The following is a 24,595-nucleotide window of genomic DNA, read 5'->3' on the forward strand; positions in this document are numbered from 1 at the left end:
GTGTACCCGCAGCGGAAGGTGGTGTCCGCTGCCAGGGTTGAATGGATATTAAGCGATCATACTGATGCCAAGCACCGTTGCCAGCGCAATGCCGATGGCCAGCAGCAGGAAAATAAAGAAAAATACCTTGGAGATGGTGGCCGCGCCCGACTCAACGCCTCTAAACCCCAAGAGCCCGGCGATAAATGAAATGACCAGAAACAAGAGTGCGTAATAAAGCATGTTCGACCTTTCCCAATTGGTTAAATACATGCTCATGATAAAAAAAGCCTGGCATGCGCACTATCAGCCTCTGTCGTGACTGCCAGTCAGAAAAGGCTGACGCAGCGCGCAGTCGGATCATGCGTGATTGACAAGTATAAAAGTGCTTGGCGAGCGTCAAAATGCGCGTATATTATTTCAAATCAAAAATAGGCAAGTCCGCCAGTGTGAATGGCGGAGTGCAAATGAGTTAACCTGCAGGAGGGCGCAGTCATGGGCGGGATCAAACAGTGTCGAGCAGCCTGGCTGGTCACAGGAAGTTGCCTGTTTAGTCTTTGGTGGCCGGTCTCTTTTGCACTGGCTTCCAGCGATAGTGCCAAAGTGATCAGTGCCATGACGGTGACTGAGGATAAGCACGGTAGCAAATCCACAAGCAAGCCTGCCGTCATTGCGCTGGTGAATCTGGATGAAGTGTCGCCTGACTGCCAGCAGCAAGTCACCATGGCCAGAATCAAAACCGTGGCCTATAGTGAAAGTGGCATGACGCCTGAGAAAATCAAGTTTGACTGGCAAGGCAATGCGCTGGATGTGGCCACCAATGTCGGTGAAAACCCGGTATTGACGCTAGAAGAGATTCAGGCCGCCCACCAGTTTATCCGCGTCGGCAAGCAGTACCTGATTCATTTTCAGCTGTGTTCTGATGGTCAGCAACGCAGCCTGATTAATTTATATGCCACGCTGAATCCGCCGAGTCGGCCAGCACGTAAAATCAAATCGTAAGATCGTTCTCCCTATCAAGATGGAGCATGATGCCAGGGTGGGTTGGATGGCCAGCAACCGCTCGCTTTCAGCCCATACTGTTCCAAGCATAGTGCATCAGACCTAGCGAAGTACGTAATGCCTTAGCTCAGCTTGGTCGGGCCGCCAGCGTCTGGCCGTTGAAACCGCACCCTCATCAACGTGCCTATGCCCTCTGCGCCAGCGCTAACGGTGATGCTGGCACTATGCAGCGCCACAATCTCCTTGACGATGGACAAGCCCAAGCCACTGCCTTCCTGTGAATGGTTGAGCACGCGGTGAAAGCGTTCAAACACCATGGCATGCTCTTCTTCCGGGATGCCGATACCGTTGTCTTCCACCTGGATTTCCGTCCATTTTTCCTGGGCAATCACAGACAGCGTCACCTTGCCCCCTTCCGGTGTATAGCGCACCGCATTGTCCAGCAGGTTGACCAGCAGAATCTTCAGGCGTTGCTTGTCGGCATGGATGGTGAAGTCTGGCAAAGGCCCGGCACCACTGGATTCCAGTCCCAGATCTATATTTTTTTTCAGTGCAAAATGAATCACTTCCACGCAGGCATCTTGGGCCAGGGCCAGCAGATTGACAGGTTTGAGCGCAATCACGTTAGCGGCTTCAGGCTGGTTATTTGACAGCCGCAACAACTGGTTGACGATATGTGTGAGCTTGCTCACGCTTTCGCTGATCATGCCCAGCTGGTGTTGAGACTGGTCCTTGGCCTTCTCATGGCGCAATGCCAGCTCCAGTTGCGCCTGTATGCCCGCCAATGGGGTACGCAATTGATGGGCGGCATCGGCAATAAACTGGTTCTGCGCCAGGATGGCGTTATTGAGCCTGCCCATGAGCAGATTGATCGAGTTGATCAACACCATGGCCTCTTCGGGCACGTTGTTGAGCATGACCGGGTCCAGTTGCGTGCTGGAGCGTTTGGCGATCTCTTCGTTGAGCTCGTGCAGTGGCCGTAGACCCTTGGTCACCCCGGCTAACAGCATGACACTGCAGACCAGCAGCAGGAGCAACTGTGGCAGGACGATGGCGAATAGAATCCGGCTGCGCAAGTCATTACGTTTGTGCACGGTTTCGGCAATCAACACCGAGTACATGAGCGGCTGGTTCTGACGATCGACAATCGTGCTTTTCTGATTAAGCAATCGCACGACCTCGCCATGCGCTCTGGCATAGCGTAAATGACGATGATTCAAGCTGTCCTTGTGGTTAAAGGGCAGTGTCGGGTCGCCACTTAAATAATGGCCTTGCGCGTCGTAAATCGCAAAATAGGTTTTATCATCCTTGTCAGAAAACAGCACTGTTTGTGATTCGGTGCTCATTCTGAAATTTTCCGGGGTCTTGCCGGATTCGCTGATCATGGCGATCACGTCATTGGCAATATCCTCCAGCATCTCATCAAACGATTGCTCAATAAAGTGGCTTCCTACCTTGTACAAAATGGTGGTGTCCAGCGGCACCAGGATGAACATGGGGATGGTCACCCACAAGAATAACTGTTTGCGCAGGGTGCGGCCCTGGCTCAATTTGAACAGTCGATTCATGGGTTTTTTTGTTCCATGATATAGCCCAGACCGCGTACGTTGGAAATGCAGACTTCGCCGTCGCCCAGTTTTTTGCGCAAGCGGTGCACATAAACCTCAATCGCGTTCTGGCCGATATCCTGTTCCCAGTTGCACAGGCTTTCAATCAGCGCCTCTTTGGTCACCAACTTGCCGCATTTATTGGCCAGGGTTTCCAGTAAGGAAAACTCGCGTGGCGACACACTGAGTTTCTCGCCCTTGAGGTGAACGCTATGCTCCTTGGTGTCCAGTTCCAGTGGACCTATCGTAATCTTGGAGGAGTAGTGCGCATTCACGCGCCGGATCTGGGCACGGATCCTGGCAGCCAGCTCGGGCAGTCTGAATGGTTTGATCAGGTAATCATCCGCGCCCATGTCAAAGGCGTTGACGATATCATCCGGGTTGTCATTCGCGGTCAGCACGATGATAGGGACGGATTGTTTGCTGTTGCGCAAGCGCTGAATGACTTCAAAGCCGGTTAAAAACGGCAACCCCAAATCCAGTAACACCAGATCATAGGTTTGTGCTTGTGCCGCCAGTACACCGTCCTTGCCATTTCTGAACCAGTCAACCGCATAGGTTGCATTGACTAGCGATTGCACGACGGCATCACCGAGTACCACATCATCCTCAACCAACAAAATACGCATTCATCTGAGTCCTGCTTCAAGATTACTGCTAGCTTGCCTCATGCCTACTTACAGCTTGCTTACATCAATTTGGCCACTGAATGACTGTAAGTGTTTCGTAAGAATTTGACTGCATGATGACGCCGTAACCAAGATTGACCGGTAGGCGCAACAGGAGAGGCCTGCTGTTCGGACCAGATTGCTGTTGTCGAAAAATAAGGAGAGGGTGATGTTATTTATTGTGGATTTTGATGGCACCATTTCAAAGTCGGACACGATTGATGCCTTGCTGGAGAAGTTTGCCGATGACCGTTGGCAGCAGTATGAGCAGTCGTGGCTGGCGGGCGAGATCGATGCCGTCACCTGCATGAGCAACCAGTTGGCGCTGGTTGAAGCCGATCACATTGCCCTCGAAAGTTTTTTCCGCACCATAGAGCTAGACCGTAGCTTTTGCCAGTTTCATAGCTTTGCCCGCCAATTTGCGCGTGTGGTGATTGCCAGTGATGGCCTGGATCATGCGATCAAGGTTTCCATGCAACACTCCGCCTTTCCTGAGCTGCCGGTGTTTGCCAATCGCCTGAATTTTGAACCCAAAGGCATCCGCATGACTTTCCCTAACCGTCAGCCTGATTGTGCGGGCGGCAACGGCAATTGCAAATGTGCGATTGCCACGGCCCAGCGCGCCTATCCTGGCGAAAAAGTGGTGTTGATCGGCGATGGCAAGTCAGACGCCTGTCTGGCCAAACGCGCTGATGTGGTATTTGCCAAAGGCTCACTGGTCAAGCATTGCGAAAAAAACCAGATTCCTTTTATTCCGTTTTCAACCTTTGACGATGTGGTGGCCGTCTTGCAAGACTGGCCCGAATGTCAGATTTCAACCACCCTTACCCACCAAACAGCCTAGTGAGGCGATTTCATTATGGACCAAAAAATTATAGAAATTCTTGATAAGAACAATCAGTACTGTTCACATGGTGACACGGTGAACTATGCCGATCCTCCCAAAGTGTTTGAGGGCTGTGATGGCAGCTTTTTGTATGACGAAAAAGGGGTGAAATACCTCGATTGGCAAATGTGGTATTCCGCTGTCAATTTCGGCTACAAAAACGAGCGCATTGCCAATGTGCTGAAAAAGCAGATTGATACCTTGCCTCAACTGGCCAGCCAATACCTGCACAAGGAAAAAGTCGAGCTGGCAGAAATCATCTGCCGCTACATGGAAGAAAAATATGGGGTCAAAGGCCGCGTCCACTTCAACGTCGGCGGGGCACAGGCGGTTGAAGACTCCTTGAAAGTGGTGCGTAACCATACCGGTAAAACACATCAGTTTGCATTTATGGGCGGTTACCACGGCCGTACGCTGGGCGCCTCTGCGATTACTTCCAGCTACCGTTACCGCCGCCGGTTTGGCAACTTTTCTGACCGCGCGCACTTTGTGCCATATCCATACTGCTTCCGTTGTCCGTATGACATGAAAGTGGAAACTTGCGATACCTATTGCCACAAAGAGTTTGAAAAACTGTTTGAAACCGAATACCAGTCTTTCTGGGATGAAAAATCCAAACAGTGTGAATTTGGCGCGTTTTATATTGAGCCTATGCAGGGGACCGGCGGCTACATTATTCCGCCTGAGGGATATATGCAAAAGCTGCAAGCTTCACTGAAAAAACGCAATGTGTTGCTGGTGGCCGACGAAATTCAGATGGGCGTTTACCGGACGGGTAAATTGTGGTCCTGGGAAAACTTTGGCATCGTGCCGGATATTTTTGTGTTTGGTAAGGCGATCACCAACGGCCTGAATCCGCTGTCCGGCATCTGGGCGCGTGAAGAATTGATCTCGCCTGAAAAATTCCCACCAGGCTCAACCCACTCTACTTTTGCCTCGAATCCGCTCGGCACTGCCGTGGCGCTCGAAGTGTTGAAGATGACGCAAGAGTCTGATTTTGAGCCGCATGTGCGTCAACGTGGTGCGCATTTCCTCAAACGTTTGCATGAGCTGAAGTCGCGCTGGAAGTGCGTGGGCGATGTCAGCGGTCTGGGCCTGGCGCTCAGAATCGAGTTGTGCGAGAGCGACGGTTTCACCGCGAGTCGTGCCCTGGCTGACCGCATGTTTAACGAAGGCCTGAAAGGCGATTTGCTGATCGGTGACAAGCAGTATGGCTTGGTGCTGGATATCGGTGGCTACGAGAAAAACGTGATCACGCTGGCGCCTTCGCTGATGATTACCGAGGAAGAAATCGACCTGGGTATCCAGCTGTTTGAAATGCTGCTCAAGCGTTGCGGGGCAGAGTAACTTGCTTGAGATGGAAGTGGTCGCTTACGATTTTGATGGCAGCATTCAGGCGCAGCTGGCCATGCTGAACGCGCAAGGGGTGCAGCCGGTGCTGCATGCCATGCGCCAGCATGAAACGGCGACGCGCCTGTGGGCTTCCGCCAAGGCGTTTGCCGCCATGGCCAGCCAGTTGCGGCCGCGCACAAGCCTGCCGCAATTTTCGCTGATTGGTTCCGGCGACTACCACCATATCTCACTGGCCTTGATTGCGCGTTTTGAAACGCCGTTGACGGTGGTGCTGTTTGACAATCATCCTGACTGGATGCAGCCACCGCATCAGTATCACTGTGGTACCTGGGTCTATCAACTGGCCCGTTTGCCACAGGTCAAGCGCGTGATCATCGTCGGCCTCGAAAGTGGCGATATTGATCACGATCAGTTTAAAAAAGGCGATGTAGAAAGCTTTCTGCAGCAAAAAATCATTTTGTTGCCCTATCGCAAGGTGCAGGTGAATGCGCCGCAGCCCCTGTTTTTGCACAGCAAGCTGGCGCAAGACCTGGTGACGGGGATTCAAGAGGTGCTGTCGTACATAGACACTGAGCAGGTCTATATCAGCATTGATAAAGACTGCCTGCAAGCGGCAGACGCCAAGACCAACTGGGAGCAGGGGAGTCTGCCTCTGACCACCGTTACCACCGTGATTCAGGCGCTCAGCCAGCATAAACAGCTCATAGGTGCGGATACAGTGGGCGACTTTTCGCCGTTGCGGTTCCGCTCGCCACTCAAATGGATCGCCTCTTATTTAGACCGCAAAGTGCATCCGCGCGAGACTGTGCAGGCTGCCGCCCGGGTTAATGCTGCCGCCAACCTGCGCTTGTTGCATGCCCTGAAGGGGGGCGCATGATGATACATACCGGCGCATTATTTGTCGCAGCCGTCCTGCTGGATACGCTGGGCACCACCTTGTTTAAGCTGGGTGCCATGCAACCGGAAACCACGGTAGAAACTTCGCCGATGGCGCTGTTGCGGTCTTGCCTGACCCGCTGGCATGTGCCGGCCGGCTTGCTGGTCTACGTGGTGGAATACGTGATCTGGATTACCTATTTGTCCGCCTCTTCGCTGAGCCAGGCTTTTCCGATGTATAGCATCACCATTGTATTGATCATGCTGGTGTCACGACTGGCGCTAAATGAACAGATTGGCATGAAGCGCTGGCTGGGGGCCTTGCTCATTGTGGCCGGCGTTGGGTTGTTAGGGAGCAACACATGAACACATTGCAACAACTGATAGGCGAAAACGGCTTCTGGCTGCAACAGTCAGAACATGCCGTATTACTGGTCCACGGTTTGACCGGCACGCCTGCAGAAATGAAACATTACGGCAAGCAAATCGCCCGCAAAGGCCTGTCTGTCGTGTGCCCGGTGCTGGCCGGGCATTGTGCCTCGGTGCAGGAGTTGAGTCGCACCCGCTGGCAAGCGTGGTTTACCTCGATTGAAGCCGTCTTTCTCGAGATGCGCAAACATTATAAAAGCGTGTTTGTTTCAGGCCTGTCTATGGGCGCACTGATTGCCTTGCTGGTGGCTGCCAAACACGGCAAAGAAGTGGCTGGCGTGGTGCTGTTGTCGGCGACCTTTGTATATGACGGCTGGAATATCCCCCTGTTCAAGCAACGATTTTTGTTGCCCCTGGTGCTGTATTCGCCCTTGCGCTATGTCATGCAGTGGGAAGAAACCGCGCCTTATGGCATCAAGTGCGAGCGTACACGCGCCATGGTGGCTGCCGTGCTTGAAAACAAGGATGCCCGTACCTCGGAAAAAATCGGCTATTTCAAGACCCCGGCGACCGTCATCTACCAGAGTGTCAAATTGATCCGCGCAGCGCGCAAGCAGCTGCCACAAGTCACTTGCCCGGTATTGATTGTGCATTCGACCGAGGATGACATGGCCAGCCTTAAAAATGCCTATCTGGTAGAAAAAGAAATTGCCAGCAAGCATGTGGAAACCTTTTATATCGGCGATACCTACCACGTGGTGACACTGGACAAGCGCAAGGATGATATCGCCAGACGCAGTGCAGAGTTTTGTTTGTCCGTGATTAACGCCTGATCACTAGAAGTGAGATAAGTAAGGAGTGCTTATGCAGAATACACAGAATACATTTGAAGTCGTCAGCGGCCTGATCGCCAGCAAGCTGGAGATAGACCAGAAGACGATTACACCGCAGAGCAAGCTGGTCGACCTTGGCCTGGACTCGCTGGATATTTTTGACATTATCTTCCAGGCTGAAGATCAGTATGGCATCAAGGTGCCTAACCCTTCAGAAGAGATTGCCACCGTAGAAGATGTGGTGCGCATGCTGGACGACTTGCTCAAGACCGAGGCCAGCGCATAATGAGCATGCCGCGTCGGGTGGTGATCACGGGGGCGGGCATCGTTTCGCCGCTAGGCAACGATGTGACGACCTTTCAACAAAGCCTGTTGAATGGGGTGTCAGGCATTGGTGCGCTCAAGGCCGAGTTTGCCGAGCAACTCGAAACGCGGATTGCTGCCCAGTGTCAGTTTGAGCCCGAGCAGCATTTCAGCCGCCAGGAGCTAGCCTTGCTCGACCGGGTCAGCCAGTTTGCCTTGCACAGTGCCGAGCAAGCCTTGCAGCAGTCTGGTATCGATTTAGCTGCCTTCAGTCCAGACGCGCTTGGTTGCTTTATCGGCACCGGCATGGGTGGCGCTGCCGCCACGGAAGAAGGCTATGCGCGCTTGTTCAAACAGGGCCTGAACCGGCTCAAACCGTTTACGGTACTGATGGCGATGAACAGTGCCGCTGCCTCGCAAATTGCGACCAAATACCAGCTCGCTGGCCCGAATCAAACCATTTCCACCGCATGTTCTTCTGCCGCGATTGCCATTGGTGAAGCCGCCAAACAGATTGCCTTTGGCCGCTGTGAAGCGGCGCTGGCCGGCGGCAGTGAAGCCTTGCTCACCTTTGGTACCATCAAGGCCTGGGAGGCATTGCGTACCCTCGCCAAAGAAGACCCGCAAGCCGCTGCAGCCTCCTGCAAACCGTTTTCTGCCGATAGAACGGGCCTGGTACTCGGCGAAGGTGCAGCCGTGTTCGTGCTCGAAACCTACGAACATGCCAGTGCGCGCGGCGCGCATATTCTGGCGGAAATCGTCGGTTTTGGTACGTCAAATGACTTTAGCCATATGACCCAGCCTTCGGTCGAAGGTCAGGCCCTGGCCATGCAAAAAGCCTTGCAAGATGCCGGCCTCAACCCTGAGCAGATCAGCTATATCAATGCTCACGGCACCGGCACCCAGCTCAACGATGTAACCGAGACCCGTGCGATCAAGCAAGTGTTCGGTGAGGCGGCGGCGCAGATTCCGGTCAGCTCCACCAAATCCATGCATGGTCACTTGATGGGCGCTGCGGCCGCGGTCGAGTTGGTCGCCTGCATTGTCGCCTTGCAGCAAAACACCTTGCCACCCACCATGCATTTGCACACCCCGGACCCGGAATGTGATTTGAATTACGTGGCCAACCAGGCGCAACCCGTTCAGCATCTCGAGACTGTCATGAGTAACTCGTTTGCCTTTGGCGGCACCAGCGGTGTCCTTATTTTGAGAAAGATCTAATCATGCAAACTGCCTTATATATGGATTCCAACCTCAGTGCTGAAACGCCTGTGTTTGACGTCGAAGTTGGCTACAGTGCCGCCAAGTTTCCCGAGGAAACCTGGAAAACACTGTTAAAGGATGATCTCGAAGGCTACCGCTTGCATCTGGCGTTTGACTCCGCCAATGTGCAGGGCTTTAAAACCGGTTACCTGGCGGTCAAGAAAAACCAGGTCATTGTTTGCCTGGCGCCGTTTTTTATCACCGATTACAACCTGGATACCACGGTGCAAGGGCGCCTGAAACCCTTGCTGCAAAAAGTCCGCGAGCGTATTCCTTTCCTCATGCGGGTCAAATTACTTTGCGTCGGTTCGCCGATTACGGATGCCTGCAAAATGACTTTGCATCCTGACTATCCGTTTGATCCAGCCATGATGCAAGCCCTCAATGCGCAGTTGCAAAAAATCGCTGCCAAGGCAGGGGCTTCAGTGATTGCGTTTAAAGACGTGCTGGCACGTGACCTGCAAAAAGTGGGTGCCCCGCTCAATGCGCTGGGCTACAGCACGCTCAGAAACATGCCGGTCGCCGTCAATCAGATCGCATTTGAATCGATGGAGGCCTACTTCGCCAGCCTGAGTTATGCCACGCGCAAAGACCTGCGCAGAAAGCTCAAAAAACGCTCGCAGATTGAAATCCGCGAAGTGCAGGGCATGCCGTCCAATCTGGACGAAATCTACCAGCTGTATCTCGAAACCTATGAGCGCAGCGAATTGAAGTTTGAAAAACTGACCAGCAGCTTTTTTGAGTTTGTGGCGGGCCTGATGCCAGAAAATACCCGCTTTGTGCTGTATTACCTCGAAGGCAAACTGATTGCGTTTAACATGCTGCTGCACAACGGCCATAGCCTGATGGATAAATATATTGGCATGCACCAGCCTGTCGCGGCGGAGCACAACATTTACTTCTTAAGCTGGATCTATAACATCGAGATGTGCCTGCGCGATGGCATCACGCAGTTTCAAAGCGGGCAGGCCTCCTACGAGGTGAAGAAAAGACTGGGTGCCGAGCTTGAAGACACTTATTTGCTGTTTAAACATACCAACCGCTTCCTGAATCAACCGCTGGCTTGTCTGGCCAAATTGCTTGCTTATGAAAACTTTGACCAGAACATCTAACGCCAGTGTCGTCTGGTTATTTTCACTGCTGATTTTCTGCGATACGTTTAGTCAGGTGTTATTCAAGATGGCCTCGCTGGAGGTTGGCGCGGCCTCATTGGAAAGCTGGCAGAGTTTTTTTGCCTTTGCCGGCTCACTGTTGCTGCAGCCTGCGCTGGTGGGAGGGGTGATGCTGCTACTGGTGGCGTTTTGTTGCTGGATGCTGCTGATGTCTCGCACCGACCTCTCCAAGGCACATTTGATCTCTGGCATTGCCTATGCCACCGTGCCACTGGTCTCGGTTTATTTGTTTGCCGAGCATCTAAGCCCGGCACAAATCATGGGCATTGGCCTGATCACCCTGGGGGCGACGATTTCCAGTCTCAGCTAGCAGCGGGCGATTAGCGCAATGCCAGCCTCCATTCACGCGTCCAGCATGCGATGTCACACCTGAATGTGCGGGTGACAGGGTTTAAAAATAAAAGTGTCACATCTCCCCACTACAGTGTTGACGGTTTTCCGGTGAAACATCTGACTTTTTTGCTGTTTTAGATAATGTTTTTATGTTTAGATTAATTTTTGTTTGTATAATACATTAATATAAATTTGTTTTTGTAATAAATATGTTTACGGTATTGGTGTATAAAAGTCGCTCAGTGAAGCAGCTGGTGGGGGATGAACTTGCTGCATTGGTTGACGCTGCTGCTGAAAAGAATCAAAAGAATGCCATTTCAGGCGTGCTCTTATACGATGGCGACTATTTTCTGCAATATCTGGAAGGTCCGGATATTGCCATCAAGCTGCTTTATCATCTGATTACCTTGGATGACAGGCATCGTAATGTGGTCAAGCTGATGGAGGACTTTTCTCCTGCGCGGCGATTTGGCGGCTGGTCCATGTACTGCATTGATGTGCAAAAGGTGTATGGTGAAGACATTTATGCCCTGTTGTCAGAGGGGGCTACCTTTAATAGCTGCGAGTCGCTCCCCGATCATGACCGTGTTATCAAACTGATCACGGCCTTTGCCACCTCCCGCTGGAGCGATGGCGAGCGGACACTGCACGCGGAAGACTGGCAGTTTCAGCCCCAACCATCCCCTTTTGATGTCGTGAATCCTGCCCGCATTCAGCAGGCGGCTTGCCAGTTTGCATTTCAACCGATTGTTTCTCCGCTGACCGGACTGATCTCTTCGATTGAAGCGCTGATCCGCAGTCCGTCTGGCGGCTCCCCGCAGCAATGTTTTGAGGGATTGTCAGCCGAGGAGTTATATGTATTCGATCTGGAATCCAAGCAGCACGCGTTGGCCCTGGCATCGCAGATGCAACTCGGGCCGATCAAGTTATCCATCAATCTGTTGCCGATGTCTTTGGTGCGGGTGCCCAATGCGGTGGAAAAGCTGCTCAGTTATATCGCACAGTTTGATTTCAAGCCGCAGCAAATCATCGTTGAAATCACCGAGCAAGAGTCTATCGCCAACTTTGATGACTTTCAGCGCGCCATCAGGGAATTACGTCTGGCAGGCATTAGCGTGTCGATTGATGATTTTGGTGCCGGCTTTGCCGGGCTGACCTTGCTGTCCAAATTCCAGCCTGAGAAGCTTAAGGTGGATAGACTCATTGTCGAAAATATTCACAAGGATGGCCCCAAGCAGGCGATTGTGCGGGCGCTGATTGAGTGTGCTCATGCGCTGGGCATTACGATTGTGGCCGAAGGGGTAGAGACCGTGGAGGAATGGTGCTGGTTACAATCTGCCGGCGTCGATTTGTTTCAAGGGTTTTTATTTGCCAAGCCCATGCTCAATGGGGTGGCACCTATCCAGTGGCCTGTTCAGACTTAATAGTTAGACTGGGGCAGCACGTAAGCGCCACCCAGTGCCACCATCAAAGCCACTGAAGCATTGAGCCTGCGCCCGGTGATGGAGAGCAGGTTGCGCTCGGCGCTCAACAGGGTGGATTGCACGTTGACCACGTATTGGTATTCACTGATGCCGGCACGGTAGCGGTTCTCGGTTTGGGTGACGGCTTCGCGTGCAAATTTGACGGCCGTTTCCTGTTCTTTTGCCTCCGCCTCCAGAATACGCAGCAAGGCCAGATTATCCTCAACTTCGCGCAAGCCATTGATCACGGTTTGTTTATAGGTGGCGACACTGGCATCGTAGCGGGCAATCGCCGCATTGGTATTCGATCTACGCAACTGATTATCAAAAATCGGCCCGGCCAGCGCGGGGCCCAGTGACCAGAGGCGGTTAGGCAGCGAAAGCAGATTGCTCAGGCTGTTGTCGCTATAGCCAAAGGTCGCGCCCAGCGTCAGCGTGGGGAAGAGTGCCGCCCGCGCAACGCCGATCTGTGCATTGGCGGAGGCGACCCTGCGCTCAGCCCCGGCAATGTCTGGTCTGCGTTCCAGCAGGCTGGCAGGCAAGCCAGTATTCGCGGCGGGTAGGGACAAATTGGCCACGTCCTTGTATGGTTGTTCGGGGATGGACAGCTCTGCTGGCGGCTTGCCGATCAGTACTGCAATCGCATGCTCCAGTTGCGCGCGTGAGGCGCTGATATCAATCGACTGTGCCAGCGTATTGCGCAATTGCGTTTCGGCCTGGGCGATTTCCGTGCGCGACGCCAGGCCCACGTTATAGCGGTTGGTGGTCAGCTTGAGTGAGCGATCAAAGCTTTTGGCCGTGTTATCCAGCAGCAGCTTTTGCGAGTCGAGAATCCTGAGCTGAAAATAGGTTTGTGCCAGCGTAGACTGGACCGAGAGCTTGGCCGCTGCCAGATCGGCGGCCGTGGCTTCGGCATTGGTTTCGCCGGCAATCACGCTGTTACGTATCCTGCCCCACAAGTCCATCTCCCAACTGGCGTTGAGGCCAATGCTGTAATCGCTGCGCACGCCTGTGGTATTGGTGGTCTCTCCGCGGGTGGCGCCTGCCTGCCCGTTGAGTGCGGGCAATTGCGGCGAGTGGCTCGCCCGCGCCAGTGCCAGCCCTTGCCGATAATTGGCCTCCGCAATCAGGATGGTATAGTTGGCTTGATTGGCCTGCGTGAGTAAGGCGGTCAGCTGGGGATCGTTGTAGCGTTCCCACCAGGCCGCAGACAGTTCTGGTGAACCGGGCTCGGCCACTTTCCAGCCTGCAGGCGGCGGTTCTTTGTATTGTGCCGGTATCTCGACGCGCGGGCGTACATAGTCTTGCCAGACACTGCATCCTTGTATCATCAGGCCCGCCATGGCCAGCACCCACATTTTGACTATGTTCATACCGTTTGATTCTTCAAAGAATTTGAGTTTAACGAGAGGCCGAAACGCTGGCTGAGCCAACGTCCCGCATCATCCAGATACAGATAAACCACGGGCGTGGTGACCAGCGTCAGTACTTGCCCTACCAGCAGGCCACCGACAATGGAGATGCCCAGCGGCTGGCGGATTTCAGCACCATCGCCGACACCCAGCAACAAGGGCACCGCCCCCAGTACCGCCGCCAGCGTGGTCATTAAAATGGGCCGCAAGCGTTGCAGGCAGGCCTGGGTGACGGCAGCTTCAGCAGAGAGCGCGTGTTCACGCCGCAAATGAATCGCCGCATCAATCATGATGATGGCGTTTTTCATGACAATGCCCACCAGGAGCACAATGCCTATCATGGCGATAATGGTCAACTCGCTGTCAAACCATAACAGGGCCAGCAAGGCGCCTATGCCCGCCGAGGGCAGGGTGGAGAGGATGGTCAGCGGATGGATCAGGCTTTCGTACAGCATGCCCAGCACGATGTAGATCGCGATCACGGCGGTCAGGATCAGCCACGGCTGGCTATCCATGGAATCCTGAAACGCTTTGGCTTTGCCGGCAAAGGTGCCATGGATGCTCTCTGGCGGCGCCAGCGCGGCAAAGGTCGATTCGATGGCCTGGCTGGCGGCATCCAGCGCATAGCCCTGGGCCAGGTTAAACGAGACCGTGGCGGCGGCAAACTGCCCCTGGTGGTTGACCGCCAGCGGCGTATTCACGGGTTGCCAGTGGGCAAAACTGGCCAGCGGAATGCGCTGGTTTTTCAGGCTGGTCAGGTAGATATTCTGTAAGGATTCCGGTCCCTGCGCAAAGCGGGCCGCCACCGTCATCACCACATAGTATTGATTAAGTGGTTCGTAAATGGTGGAGACCAGCCGCTGGCCAAAGGCATCATTCAAGGCACTGTCAATCTGCTGCTGGGTGATGCCCAGGCGCGTGGCCGCGTCGCGGTCCACCACCAGATTAATCTGCAAGCCCTTGTCTTGTGCATCACTGGAGACGTCAGTCAGTTGCGGCAGCTTGGCCATGGCATCCTTGAGTTTGGGAGCAAACTGGCGCAAATCGTCTACGCTGCTGGAGAGCAAGGTGTATTGGTATTCCGCCGAGCCCGGACGCAAGCCGATATTGAATTCCTGTTGTGGTCGCAACCGTAACGATGCTCCGGCCACGCGGTCCAATTGCGGGCGCAAGCGATCCACCACTTCTTGCGCGGAGGCCTGGCGCTCTGCACGGGGTTTCAGCCGCGCATTGAGCATGCCAGTATTGGATTGCCCGCCGCCAAAGCCACCCGTGTATTCATAATAGGTATCGATATCGGGGTCGCGGGCGATGATCTGCATGAATTGGGCCACTTTTTCACGCATGGCCCAAAACGACAGATTCTGGTCGCCCTCGAAGTTGCCTTGCAAGCGGCCAGTATCTTGTAGCGGAAAAAAGCCCTTGGGCACCAGGGTATATAGATAAAGGTTGCTGCCGATAGCCACCGTGAAGAGCAGCAGAATCAGGCGCCTGTGGTGCAGGCTCCAGCGCAGCACACGCTGATACACTGAGGCTGGCCAGGGTTGGTCCTGCGTGGCGGGAGCGGGACTCGTATGGTCAGCGCCACCAGCCTTTGCGCCATGCTTTGCTGCTTGCGGCCGCAGTAGTTTGGAGGAGAGGACGGGTGTCAGTGTCAGCGACACCAGCAATGAAATGATGACCGCACTGGCCAGCGTGATTGAAAACTCGCGGAACATGCGCCCGACCACACCGTCCATGAACAGCAGCGGAATAAATGCCGCAATCAGCGCCAGACTCATGGCGATAATGGTAAATGACACCTCGTGCACTGCCCGCAGTGCCGCCTGCAAGGGGCTGAGGCCATGTTCAATGTGCCGGGCCGTATTTTCTACCACCACAATCGCATCATCCACCACAAAGCCGGTGGCAATAATGAGCGCCATCAGGGTCAGGTTATTGAGGCTGAACCCGCACAGGTAAATCACGGCCAGCGTCCCCAGCAAGGACACCGGAATGGCGATGCTGGGAATCAGCGCCGCGCGCCCGCTTTTTAAAAACAGAAAAGTCACCACTATCACCAATCCAATCGAAATCAGCAGGCTGTGTTCGACTTCTTCTAACGATTTGCGGACGATGGTGCTGCGGTCTATGAGTACTTCCATGGCAATGCCAGGCGGCAACAAGGGCTGCAGCCGGGGTAGCAAGGCCTTGATGCCATCAACCGTGGCGACAATATTGGCGCCCGGGATATTATTCACCGCGATGACCACGCCGGGCTTTTGCTTGACGCTGCCGGCGCTGCGCAGCTCCTGCACCGAGTCTTTCACCTCGGCAATGTCGCGCAGCCTGACCGGGGCGGCATTGCGCCAGGCCACAATCAGGTCACGAAAATCGGCCGCCTGGCGGTTACTGTCGTTCACCTCCAGCTGCCAGCGTTTGCTGGCACTCTCGATAAAGCCTTTGGGTAAATGGGCGTTGGCATTGGCGATGGCCGTGCGGATCTGGTCCAGGCTAATGCCATATTGATTGGCAGTGAGCGGATTCACTTCTACCCTGACCGCCCGCAAGGCGCTGCCATTGACGTTGACCTGGCCCACGCCATCCACTTGCGAGATGCGCTGCCCGACCAAGCTGTAGGCCACATCGTACAGCTCGGACTGGCTGTAGCGGTCCGAGGTCAGCGCGATATGCATGATCATGGTCGGGCCACTCTTGCGCCAGGTTGGGTTGCTTTGCATGCCGGCTGGCAGCAAGGGGATGGCGGTATTGATGGCCGCTTGCACATCGCGTGCGGCACTGTCTGCATTGCGGTCCAGGTCAAACTGCAAACTGACCCGGGTCTGGCCTTTGGTGCTGCTGGAGGTCATTTCGTTGAGGCCGGCAATATTGCCCAGCGAACGCTCCAGCGGCGAGGCAACGGCGGAAGCCATGGTTTCGGCGCTGGCGCCGGGCAGCCGCGCAAACACATCGATGCTGGGCATTTCCACTTGCGGCAGCGAGGCAATCGGCAGCGCCACATAAGCGGCTATGCCGGGCAAGGCAATCGCCAGTGCCAGCAAGGTGGTGGCCACGGGGCGGCGCAAAAACAGCGTGAGCCCACTCATGGGTTCGCCTCGCTGTGTGTGACTGCTTTGTGCTGACCAGGCTGGGCCAGGCGGTCAAACATCAGGTAGATGACTGGCGTAGTAAACAAGGTGAGCAACTGGCTCACTAACAGGCCGCCTATCATGGCAATGCCGAGCGGCGCACGCAATTCTGAGCCGGGCCCATCGCCGGTGACCAGCGGCACGGCACTTAACAGCGCCGCCAGCGTGGTCATCAGGATAGGCCGGAACCTGAGCAGGCAGGCTTCATAAATGGCTTCTTCAGGCGACTTGCCATGATGGCGCTCGGCCTCCAGTGCAAAATCAATCATCATGATGGCATTTTTTTGCACAATGCCGATCAGCAGGATAATGCCGATGATGGCAATCACGCTGAGCGGGTGCCCGGTCAGCATGAGCGCCAGCAAGGCGCCGACGCCCGCTGAAGGCAAGGTGGAGAGGATGGTCAGCGGGTGGATATAGCTTTCATACAAAATGCCCAGCACGATATACATGGTGAGGATGGCGGCTAACATTAAAAATAATTCGTTGCCGAGTGCGGCATTAAAGGCGGCAGCCGCGCCCTGAAAGCGGCTAATCATGGTGGCCGGGAATTGCATGCGCTGTTTGACTGCATCAATCGCGGCCACAGCATCCCCCAGGGCATAGCCGTCGGCAAGGTTAAAGCCAATGGTGACCGAGGGTAACTGGTCTTCCCGGTTCACCACCAGCGCCGCCGGTTGCTCGCTGATGCGGGCGATACTCGCCAGCGGCACCTGGCGCCCGGTATTGCTGGTGACATAAACCTGATCCAGCGCCTGCAAGCCCGAGGCCGAGGACGGTTGCGACTCAAGAATCACGCGATACTGATTGGCCTGGGTGAAAATGGTACTGATCATGCGCTGGCCAAAGGCGCTATAGAGCGCATTGTCCACATCCGCCATGGTAATGCCCAGCCGCCCGGCACTGTCGCGGTCCACGGTCACGGCGGCGCGCAGGCCGTCGCTGTGCAAGTTATGTGTGACGGTGGTCAGTTGCGGCAGCTTGCGTAGTGCTTGCATAAAGCCGGGGAGTGCGCTTTGCAAGGCTTGCGGATCGGTGCTGGTCAGCAGGTATTGATACTGGGTCTGGCTGACACGGTCTGACAACGTCAGGTCTTGCACCGGTTGCATAAACAGCTTGAGCGGGGCGGTGGCCTCCAGGCGAGATTGCAAGCGGGAAATGACCTCGCTGGCGCTGGCCTGGCGTTGCGGGTAGGGCTTGAGATTGATCAGCATACGGCCACTGTTATGCGTGGTGTTGACCCCATCCACGCCTACCACTGAAGAAATACTTTCTACATCGGCATCCTGCAAAATGGCTTCTACCACGGCTTGCTGCTTGTGGCTGATCACGCTGAAGGCATCCGAACCGTTGGCCTCAGTCATCACCTGGATAAAGCCGGTATCCTGGGTCGGGAACAGGCCTTTGGGGATGCTGATCACCAGCGTGACCGTCAGCACCAGCGATGCGGCCGCAAGCAGCAATACCAGCGGCTGGTGCCGCAAGGCAACCTGCAGTCCTCTGCCGTAATAGGCAATGATGCGGTCTATGAGGTTAGTCTGGTTTGCGACAGGGGCTTTGGCTGGTTTGAGCAAGCGCGCGCACAGCATGGGCGTCAGGGTGAGCGAGACTACCGCCGAAATCAGGATGGCAACGGCCAGTGTGACGGCAAACTCGCGGAACAAGCGGCCAATCACATCGCCCATAAATAGCAAGGGGATCAGCACCGCAATCAGTGAAAAGGTCAGCGAGATGATGGTAAAGCCGATCTGGCGGGCGCCCTTGATGGCGGCATTCATCGGCGTCTCGCCTTCTTCAATATGGCGCGCGATATTCTCAATCATGACAATGGCATCATCGACCACAAAGCCGGTGGCAATGGTCAGCGCCATCAGGGTGAGGTTGTTGATGCTAAAGCCCGCCGCATACATGATGCTAAACGTGCCCACCAGCGACAACGGCACAGTCAAACTGGGGATGACGGTGCCCGCCGCCGTGCGCAAAAACAGGAAGATCACCATCACCACCAGGGCAATGGCCAGCATGAGCTCAAACTGCACATCTTCAAGCGCGCTGCGGATGGTATGCGTGCGGTTAGTGAGTTCGCTGACGCTGACATCGGCCGGCAAGCCCGCGGTCAGGCCGGGCAGGCGCTCGCGAATCTGCTCGACCACCTCAATCACATTGGCGCCGGGCTGGCGGCGGATATTGACCAGAATGGCGGGCGTTTGATTGGACCAGGCAGAGATATACAAGTCTTCTTGTGCCTCTTTCACCTCAGCCACATCCCGCAGGCGCACGGGCCGGTCACCGGTGTTGGCAATAATCAGGTTACGGTATTCCTCTGCGGACCGCAGTTGGCTGTTGGCATCGAGTTCATAGGCCAGCAAGGGGCCATCAATATTGCCTTTGGCCTGGTTGGAGTTGGCGCTGTCTATGATGGTGCGCAGCGTATTCATGCCCAGCCCGTAGGCCGCCAGCACGGGCTGATTCACCTGAATGCGGATCGCCGGTTTTTGCCCGCCATCCACACTGACCAGGCCCACGCCACTCACCTGCGCAATTTTTTGTGCCATGCGCGTATCCACCAGGTCGCGTAACTTTGGCAATGGCAGGCTCTGTGAAGTCACGGCCAACGTCAGCACCGGGGCATCGGCCGGGTTCACCTTGTTATAGATAGGCGGGGAGGGTAAATCCGCAGGCAAAAAGGTACTGGCCGCGTTCATGGCCGCCTGAACTGACTGGACGGCAACATCGAGGCTGTTTTTCAGGCTGAACTGCAAGGTAATGACTGAAACGCCGCCAGAGCTGGCAGAGGACATATGTGCCAGGCCAGCCATAGAGCCAAATTGACGCTCCAGCGGTGAGGTCACATTCATCGCCATCACCTCGGCACTGGCGCCGGGGTAGAGCGTGACCACCTGAATCACCGGGTAATCAACCTGCGGCAAGGCAGATTTGGGCAACAAGGTATACGCCAGCAGGCCCGCCAGCAGAATGGCGACCATCAATAACGAGGTCGCCACCGGTCTTAAAATAAACAGCCGTGAAGGGTTCATCATCGTCAGGCGTGCCGCTTATGCCCCGGCTGCCGCGCGGCGTCTATGCTTGGATGCTTGTCCCTCAGCGCCACCACTGGCCGGCGCTGGGTCCGCCTGCTCAGCCGGATCCAGCGCGTGATTCGGGTCCTTGACCCGCACTTTGGCGTCTTGCTTGAGTTTATCAATGCCGCTGCTCACCACCTGGTCACCCGGCTGCAAGCCCTTGGTAATGGCCGCGATTTCTGCATCGGTATGCCCCACGGTCACCGCTTGCAACACCACTTTTTCGCCGTTGGTATCTGGCACAATTTTATACACAAAAGCGCCGTCCGGCCCTTGCTGCAAGGCATTGATCGGGATCACGCTGGCATGCGGAATCGTCTCGCTAAACAGTTTCACATTCACAAACTGGTTAGGAAACAGGTGGTCGTCCTCGTTGGCAAAGGCCGCCTTGAGCTTAAGTGTGCCCGAAGTCGTATCAATCTGGTTATCAATACTCTCAAGCACCCCGCTGGCCAACCGCCGCGTATTGCCTTTGTCCCACGCTTCTACCTTGAGTTTGTGCAAGCCAGCGCTTGACTGGCTTTGTGCCACCAGGCGCGTGATGCGGTCTTCCGGTAGCGTAAACACCACATGGATAGGATGAATCGCATTAATCACCGCAATCGGGCTGGTGGTATCGATATTGTTGCCGCTATCGACCTGGCGCAAGCCAATGCGGCCGCTGATCGGCGCGGTGATGTTGGTAAAACTGAGCTGTAACCTGGCGTTTTCCACCGAGGCTTTGTCTGCCTGCACCGTGCCCTGATATTGCTGCACCAGCGAGGCTTGTGAGTCTACTTGCTGCGAGGCAATCGAGTCTTGCGCTTGCAGGGTTTTATAGCGCTCCAAATCAATCTGGCTGTTTTTGAGCAAGGCCTGGTTGCGCACCGCCTGCCCCTGAATCTGCCCCAGCGCCGTTTCAAAAGGACGCGGATCAATCTTCGCCAATAACTGCCCTTGCTTGACCAGCTGACCTTCCTGAAAAGCCACTTGAATCAATTGTCCGGCCACGCGGCTGGTCACCGTCACCACCGCAGACGGAATCGCCGTCCCCAGCGCCGTATGTGTCACCGGAATATCTGCAACCGTCACCGTGGCCGCTGTCACTGGCGTGGGCTTGTCTCCCCCCGGGCCATGATGGCCGCCGTGTCCGCGACCATGCCCTTGCCCAGCTTGCGCCTCGGCCTGGGGCACCTCAGCCCCTTGATCGGTACGCGAATGTTTCCAGAACCAGAGTGCCAATCCCAGGGCAATCAGTCCTATTGCAGTGTTCAATAGCGCTTTTTTATTAGACATAGCCGACTCAATATGCTTGCTCAACGTTGAAAATACAAACATCTCTTCATGCGGTCAATCATTCACCCCCGCGACTTGCATTTTATCGCGCCCATCCTCCGATTCTGGTTTTCCAGAAAAAGAAAATTCCAAATCGCAAACGGGAGGAGTTTGTAATTCGGGTGGGACTCACTGTGATATCTGTTTACAGGGCGTAACCTTGCATCACCGCATTGAGTGCTGCATTTGCTAGGCAGCTAATCTAACAATTGGTGCGATTATTGTGCAAAAGATTTTGTCACGAAATGTATCAACCCCTGATTCAACGCCGGGGATTGAAGCGGGCTTAGCCAGGGGTTTGGACGGCGAAGACAAGTCAGGAAAAAATAATTTTGCGGGCTAGCTTCTGCTAGAAGCTCAAAGACGATTGCAACGGCGCATCTGTTGCAGACTCAGCGACCATCACCCGCACCGGGTCTCCTCGCTGCAGTATCCCACTTTTTAAAACCCGAGCGGTGACCCCGCCATGACCACGCATGGCGTTGTAACCGCCTGTCCCCAGCACCTGCTCCATACGTGAGCATGGCTCACAAGGGCCAGTCACCTCCAGCACCACTTCACCGATCAATAGATGCAAGGGCTGATCTTTAAACAGCGATTTAGCCGCCAGCAGATTGAGCCCGGAGACAATCAGGTTGCGCCTGAGCACCGCCGGATCCACCTGCGCCCGACCCGTGAGTGCCGCAATCACCGGTAAATGCTCGGCTTGCAGCAAGGTTACTTGCCGTTTGCTGCCATTCGCTTGTGATGACGCGCGCAAGCTGGCTCTATCCCCTTGCAATCCACGGTTTGCTATCGCTAAGGCTTGATTGGGTGACAAACAAGGCTGGCCGCGATCTGGACGAAGGTAAATGTTTTCCAGTCGACCGTGTTGGCTAAAGTGCTGGGTTAAGTCACGCAGGGTGGCGGTTTGCATTGATTGAGTCTTAAAAATAAGCAGCGATTCATAAATTGGGGTGCTGGGAAAACACAATTGATTTTGTTTGCGTATCGCCCAGAACGATTATATCGAGTTTGAATAGCGATTCATGCAACCCATGTTCAAACTTTCTATCTGCAGGCGATGATCCGCTTTAAGAGCAAAAAGTATCAATATCCAGCAGCATTGTATTTCCATGCTAAGGGGTATAGTATTCGGAATAGACAGACCTGTCTTGCATTGATTCTTTTTAAAACATGACGGCATATAACAGTGCGCTTGGAGTGTCATATGAATGATGTTGCAGATGTAGTCCAAACCTTTCATGGTGGTTGTCCGCATGATTGTCCTGATACTTGCGCGATGCAGTTTCATGTCAAAAACGGCGAGCTGATTTCAGTTTCAGGTAACCCTGATCATCCGATGACGCGAGGCGGGTTGTGCGTCAAATTAAAAGATTACGAAAAGCGGCATTATCACCCCAATCGCCTGCTGTATCCCATGAAGCGGGTAGGGCCCAAAGGCAGCAACCAGTTTGAGCGCATCACCTGGGATGAAGCACTGGATACCATTGTGGATCGCTGGCAGGCATTGATTAAAGAAGATGGTCCACGCGCCATATTGCCTGTGAGTTATTTAGGGAATCAGGGATTGGTGCATGGCCTCAACGGCGGTGATGCCTTTTTCAACAAGCTAGGCGCCACCGTTTGCGAAAGAACCTTTTGTGGTGAAGGGTCTTGCACGGCCTGGTTGCTGACCGTCGGGCCGACCGCAGGTGTGGATCCCGAAAGCTTCATCCATGCCAATTTCATCGTCATCTGGGCCTGTAACTCTGTCTCCACCAATCTGCATCACTGGCACATTATTAAAGACGCCCAAAAAAGAGGGGCCAAAGTCGTGGTGGTGGATTCGTTCGCCTCCAAAACCGCAAAAGAAGCCGATTGGCATATTGCCCCCAAACCTGGCACCGATGGCGCGCTGGCGATGGCAATGATGCACGTGATCATTGCAGAAGACTTGGTCGACCATGACTATGTTGAGAAATATACCGTCGGTTATGCCGAGCTGGCGGAAAGAGCTAAACCCTGCACGCCGGAATGGGCGGCTGACATCACAGGCATCCCCGCCGACCAGATTCGGTTGTTTGCCCGCGAATATGCGACCACGCCGCCAGCCGCCATCCGCATTGGCGTCGCACTGGAGCGTAGTTATGGCGGCAGTCAGGCGATACGCGCTGTCACCTCATTGCCAGCTCTTATCGGGGCCTGGCGCCACGTAGGCGGCGGTGCGCTGCAATTCCCGGTCTGGGAGCATCCTTACAGGTTTGATGTGATTTGCAGGCCGGACTTGATCCCTGAAGGTACGCCGGTGGTGAATATCCTGCAATTAGGCAGAGCGCTGCTTGGCGAAACGCCGCTAGAGGTGCCGATTAAATCGATCATGGTGTGGAATACCAACCCGGTGACCCAATCGCCCGAAACTGACAAGGTCATCGAAGGGCTCAAGCGCGAAGACCTGTTTACCATTGTGGCGGATCATTTCATCTCTGATACCGCCTCTTATGCAGATATTGTCTTGCCCGCCGCCATGGGTGCAGAGCAAGAAGACATGATCTTATCCTGGGGCCATTTATACCTCACCTATAACACCAAATGCATAGAGCCTCCCGGCGAAGCCTTACCCAACAATGAAATATTCCGGCGCTTGGCAAAACGGTTAGGATTCGAAGAAGACAATTTCAAATGGAGCGACAGCGAATGTCTTGAAAACTATGTAGATTGGAATTCGCCCGCCTGCAAAGGCATAGACCTCAACTACATGCGTGAGCACGGGTTTGCAAGACTGAATGTCGGCACAAAAGACGATCGCGCCCCGCATCGCGAGGGCAATTTCCCCACCCCAACCGGTAAATGCATGTTCATGGTCGAAGGCGCCAAAAATTTTGTCGCCGGCCCCTTCAGGCAGATGTATGACGGTTTTCAACCAGGCGAAGATTTAGACCCATTGCCGGCCTATGTGCCCAGTCGGGAAGCTCCTGATACCAACGCTGCGCTGGCGGCCAGGTTTCCTTTAAACATCATCTCCCCCAAAAGCCATGGCTTTATCAATTCCTCATACGCAAATATGGAATCCAAACTCCGTGTGCAAGGCGAGCAATACCTGATGATCAACCCGGTAGATGCACTCGCACGCGATGTGCAGGATGGCATGATGGTCAAAACCTATAACGAAAGAGGCGCTTTTGAAGCGGTCGCCCGTGTCACTACTGATGTGAATCCCGGCATCGTGGTCGCTACTCTGGGCTATTGGCGCCAACTCAACAAGGGGACGGTGAACTGTATCAGCTCAGCCGAGTATGGTGACATGGGCCACTCAAATACGTTTAGCGATAATCTCGTTGAAGTCGAGCTTGTTTGAACAGTTAATTTATAAAAGCAGAGGCACGGGTTCGAGTGATCTATCGAGTTTTTTCACTCGGGATCTCCACTAACTGTGAAAGGCTGTTCAATCAATCGGCTGAACAGAGTCTACAAATTAGTGGCGATTCAGTCTGATGGCTACTACCTTACTTGCCATTTCCTTCTAAGAGAGTTTCTAAAACTCCGATTCTCCCGCACTTGCTGGTGTATTT

The 24,595-nt window shown here is 54.5% G+C and carries 20 protein-coding genes; 12 read left to right on the plus strand and 8 right to left on the minus strand.

Going from position 1 to position 24,595, the window contains the following annotated elements; genetic code table 11:
- Nucleotides 1-48: 48 nt before the first annotated feature.
- Nucleotides 49-222, minus strand: a complete 174-nt coding sequence (locus ACT53G_RS13470; RefSeq protein WP_194749360.1) for a DUF1328 domain-containing protein — start codon at nucleotides 220-222, stop codon at nucleotides 49-51.
- Between the two features lie 252 nt (nucleotides 223-474).
- Here ACT53G_RS13470 and ACT53G_RS13475 point away from each other — a divergent pair, with 252 nt between their 5' ends.
- Nucleotides 475-981 carry a hypothetical protein gene (locus ACT53G_RS13475; RefSeq protein ID WP_338656643.1) on the plus strand — a complete coding sequence of 169 codons (507 nt, stop codon included), beginning with the start codon at nucleotides 475-477 and terminating at the stop codon, nucleotides 979-981.
- Nucleotides 982-1,103: 122 nt separating this feature from the next.
- On the opposite strand, the gene ACT53G_RS13480 is transcribed toward ACT53G_RS13475, so the two are convergent.
- Both ACT53G_RS13480 and ACT53G_RS13485 read right to left on the minus strand, forming a co-directional pair.
- Nucleotides 1,104-2,549, minus strand: coding sequence for a sensor histidine kinase (locus ACT53G_RS13480; protein WP_476169656.1), 1,446 nt, complete (start codon nucleotides 2,547-2,549; stop codon nucleotides 1,104-1,106).
- Nucleotides 2,546-3,217 carry a response regulator transcription factor gene (locus ACT53G_RS13485; RefSeq protein WP_194749362.1) on the minus strand — a complete coding sequence of 224 codons (672 nt, stop codon included), beginning with the start codon at nucleotides 3,215-3,217 and terminating at the stop codon, nucleotides 2,546-2,548. Before ACT53G_RS13485 ends, ACT53G_RS13480 begins: the two co-directional genes overlap by 4 nt.
- Before the next feature lie 208 nt (nucleotides 3,218-3,425).
- On the opposite strand from ACT53G_RS13485, the gene ACT53G_RS13490 reads away from it, so the two are divergent.
- The 10 genes from ACT53G_RS13490 (at nucleotide 3,426) to ACT53G_RS13535 (ending at nucleotide 12,068) form a co-directional block, all read left to right on the plus strand.
- A complete protein-coding gene (locus tag ACT53G_RS13490) occupies nucleotides 3,426-4,100 on the plus strand; it encodes an MtnX-like HAD-IB family phosphatase (protein WP_194749363.1) in 675 nt (224 codons plus the stop codon).
- Between the two features lie 15 nt (nucleotides 4,101-4,115).
- Nucleotides 4,116-5,489, plus strand: coding sequence for an aspartate aminotransferase family protein (locus ACT53G_RS13495; protein WP_338656648.1), 1,374 nt, complete (start codon nucleotides 4,116-4,118; stop codon nucleotides 5,487-5,489).
- 10 nt (nucleotides 5,490-5,499) lie between these two features.
- Entirely contained in the window at nucleotides 5,500-6,372 is an 873-nt protein-coding gene (locus tag ACT53G_RS13500; protein ID WP_476169707.1) for an arginase family protein, read from the plus strand.
- Nucleotides 6,369-6,737, plus strand: a complete 369-nt coding sequence (locus tag ACT53G_RS13505; RefSeq protein ID WP_476169657.1) for an EamA family transporter — start codon at nucleotides 6,369-6,371, stop codon at nucleotides 6,735-6,737. The genes ACT53G_RS13500 and ACT53G_RS13505 overlap by 4 nt, the downstream gene beginning before the upstream one ends.
- A complete protein-coding gene (locus ACT53G_RS13510; RefSeq protein ID WP_275356715.1) occupies nucleotides 6,734-7,573 on the plus strand; it encodes an alpha/beta hydrolase in 840 nt (279 codons plus the stop codon). Before ACT53G_RS13505 ends, ACT53G_RS13510 begins: the two co-directional genes overlap by 4 nt.
- A gap of 31 nt (nucleotides 7,574-7,604) precedes the next feature.
- On the plus strand, nucleotides 7,605-7,859 hold the full coding sequence (locus tag ACT53G_RS13515; RefSeq protein WP_313987085.1) for a phosphopantetheine-binding protein: 255 nt from the start codon (nucleotides 7,605-7,607) through the stop codon (nucleotides 7,857-7,859).
- Nucleotides 7,859-9,097 (plus strand): beta-ketoacyl-[acyl-carrier-protein] synthase family protein, encoded by a 1,239-nt coding sequence (locus tag ACT53G_RS13520; protein WP_275356717.1) that lies wholly within the window; start codon nucleotides 7,859-7,861, stop codon nucleotides 9,095-9,097. Before ACT53G_RS13515 ends, ACT53G_RS13520 begins: the two co-directional genes overlap by 1 nt.
- 2 nt (nucleotides 9,098-9,099) lie before the next feature.
- Complete coding sequence (locus tag ACT53G_RS13525; protein WP_476169658.1) at nucleotides 9,100-10,251, plus strand: GNAT family N-acetyltransferase; 1,152 nt, start codon at nucleotides 9,100-9,102, stop codon at nucleotides 10,249-10,251.
- Entirely contained in the window at nucleotides 10,226-10,621 is a 396-nt protein-coding gene (locus tag ACT53G_RS13530; protein ID WP_194749370.1) for a DMT family transporter, read from the plus strand. The genes ACT53G_RS13525 and ACT53G_RS13530 overlap by 26 nt, the downstream gene beginning before the upstream one ends.
- A gap of 232 nt (nucleotides 10,622-10,853) precedes the next feature.
- Complete coding sequence (locus tag ACT53G_RS13535) at nucleotides 10,854-12,068, plus strand: diguanylate phosphodiesterase (RefSeq protein WP_476169659.1); 1,215 nt, start codon at nucleotides 10,854-10,856, stop codon at nucleotides 12,066-12,068.
- Here the strand turns inward: ACT53G_RS13535 and ACT53G_RS13540 are convergent.
- The 5 genes from ACT53G_RS13540 to ACT53G_RS13560 all read right to left on the minus strand — a co-directional run bounded on the left by ACT53G_RS13540 (nucleotide 12,065) and on the right by ACT53G_RS13560 (nucleotide 21,960).
- Nucleotides 12,065-13,480 (minus strand): efflux transporter outer membrane subunit, encoded by a 1,416-nt coding sequence (locus ACT53G_RS13540; RefSeq protein ID WP_275356720.1) that lies wholly within the window; start codon nucleotides 13,478-13,480, stop codon nucleotides 12,065-12,067. The genes ACT53G_RS13535 and ACT53G_RS13540 overlap by 4 nt on opposite strands.
- On the minus strand, nucleotides 13,477-16,605 hold the full coding sequence (locus ACT53G_RS13545; protein WP_476169660.1) for an efflux RND transporter permease subunit: 3,129 nt from the start codon (nucleotides 16,603-16,605) through the stop codon (nucleotides 13,477-13,479). Before ACT53G_RS13545 ends, ACT53G_RS13540 begins: the two co-directional genes overlap by 4 nt.
- The gene (locus ACT53G_RS13550) at nucleotides 16,602-19,688 is read right to left on the minus strand and encodes an efflux RND transporter permease subunit (RefSeq protein WP_476169661.1); all 3,087 of its coding nucleotides are present in this window, start codon (nucleotides 19,686-19,688) and stop codon (nucleotides 16,602-16,604) included. Before ACT53G_RS13550 ends, ACT53G_RS13545 begins: the two co-directional genes overlap by 4 nt.
- Nucleotides 19,689-19,703: 15 nt before the next feature.
- Nucleotides 19,704-21,005 carry an MdtA/MuxA family multidrug efflux RND transporter periplasmic adaptor subunit gene (locus tag ACT53G_RS13555; protein WP_476169662.1) on the minus strand — a complete coding sequence of 434 codons (1,302 nt, stop codon included), beginning with the start codon at nucleotides 21,003-21,005 and terminating at the stop codon, nucleotides 19,704-19,706.
- A 388-nt stretch (nucleotides 21,006-21,393) separates the two neighbouring features.
- Entirely contained in the window at nucleotides 21,394-21,960 is a 567-nt protein-coding gene (locus tag ACT53G_RS13560; RefSeq protein WP_379073636.1) for an MOSC domain-containing protein, read from the minus strand.
- 294 nt (nucleotides 21,961-22,254) lie between these two features.
- On the opposite strand from ACT53G_RS13560, the gene ACT53G_RS13565 reads away from it, so the two are divergent.
- The gene (locus tag ACT53G_RS13565; RefSeq protein ID WP_476169663.1) at nucleotides 22,255-24,381 is read left to right on the plus strand and encodes a molybdopterin-containing oxidoreductase family protein; all 2,127 of its coding nucleotides are present in this window, start codon (nucleotides 22,255-22,257) and stop codon (nucleotides 24,379-24,381) included.
- Nucleotides 24,382-24,595 lie beyond the last annotated feature (214 nt).

It is taken from the genome of Methylophilus sp. DMC18 (assembly GCF_056314005.1).

Coding starts and splice junctions, on each gene's coding strand:
- ACT53G_RS13560 (WP_379073636.1), bottom strand. CDS start 21,960: ATGCAAACCGCCACCCTGCGTGACTTAACCCAGCACTTTAGCCAACAC.
- ACT53G_RS13475 (WP_338656643.1), top strand. CDS start 475: ATGGGCGGGATCAAACAGTGTCGAGCAGCCTGGCTGGTCACAGGAAGT.
- ACT53G_RS13540 (WP_275356720.1), bottom strand. CDS start 13,480: ATGAACATAGTCAAAATGTGGGTGCTGGCCATGGCGGGCCTGATGATA.
- ACT53G_RS13550 (WP_476169661.1), bottom strand. CDS start 19,688: ATGATGAACCCTTCACGGCTGTTTATTTTAAGACCGGTGGCGACCTCG.
- ACT53G_RS13470 (WP_194749360.1), bottom strand. CDS start 222: ATGCTTTATTACGCACTCTTGTTTCTGGTCATTTCATTTATCGCCGGG.
- ACT53G_RS13485 (WP_194749362.1), bottom strand. CDS start 3,217: ATGCGTATTTTGTTGGTTGAGGATGATGTGGTACTCGGTGATGCCGTC.
- ACT53G_RS13515 (WP_313987085.1), top strand. CDS start 7,605: ATGCAGAATACACAGAATACATTTGAAGTCGTCAGCGGCCTGATCGCC.
- ACT53G_RS13495 (WP_338656648.1), top strand. CDS start 4,116: ATGGACCAAAAAATTATAGAAATTCTTGATAAGAACAATCAGTACTGT.
- ACT53G_RS13555 (WP_476169662.1), bottom strand. CDS start 21,005: ATGTCTAATAAAAAAGCGCTATTGAACACTGCAATAGGACTGATTGCC.
- ACT53G_RS13490 (WP_194749363.1), top strand. CDS start 3,426: ATGTTATTTATTGTGGATTTTGATGGCACCATTTCAAAGTCGGACACG.
- ACT53G_RS13545 (WP_476169660.1), bottom strand. CDS start 16,605: ATGAGTGGGCTCACGCTGTTTTTGCGCCGCCCCGTGGCCACCACCTTG.
- ACT53G_RS13480 (WP_476169656.1), bottom strand. CDS start 2,549: ATGAATCGACTGTTCAAATTGAGCCAGGGCCGCACCCTGCGCAAACAG.
- ACT53G_RS13530 (WP_194749370.1), top strand. CDS start 10,226: ATGAAAACTTTGACCAGAACATCTAACGCCAGTGTCGTCTGGTTATTT.
- ACT53G_RS13565 (WP_476169663.1), top strand. CDS start 22,255: ATGAATGATGTTGCAGATGTAGTCCAAACCTTTCATGGTGGTTGTCCG.
- ACT53G_RS13535 (WP_476169659.1), top strand. CDS start 10,854: ATGTTTACGGTATTGGTGTATAAAAGTCGCTCAGTGAAGCAGCTGGTG.
- ACT53G_RS13505 (WP_476169657.1), top strand. CDS start 6,369: ATGATGATACATACCGGCGCATTATTTGTCGCAGCCGTCCTGCTGGAT.
- ACT53G_RS13525 (WP_476169658.1), top strand. CDS start 9,100: ATGCAAACTGCCTTATATATGGATTCCAACCTCAGTGCTGAAACGCCT.
- ACT53G_RS13520 (WP_275356717.1), top strand. CDS start 7,859: ATGAGCATGCCGCGTCGGGTGGTGATCACGGGGGCGGGCATCGTTTCG.
- ACT53G_RS13510 (WP_275356715.1), top strand. CDS start 6,734: ATGAACACATTGCAACAACTGATAGGCGAAAACGGCTTCTGGCTGCAA.
- ACT53G_RS13500 (WP_476169707.1), top strand. CDS start 5,500: ATGGAAGTGGTCGCTTACGATTTTGATGGCAGCATTCAGGCGCAGCTG.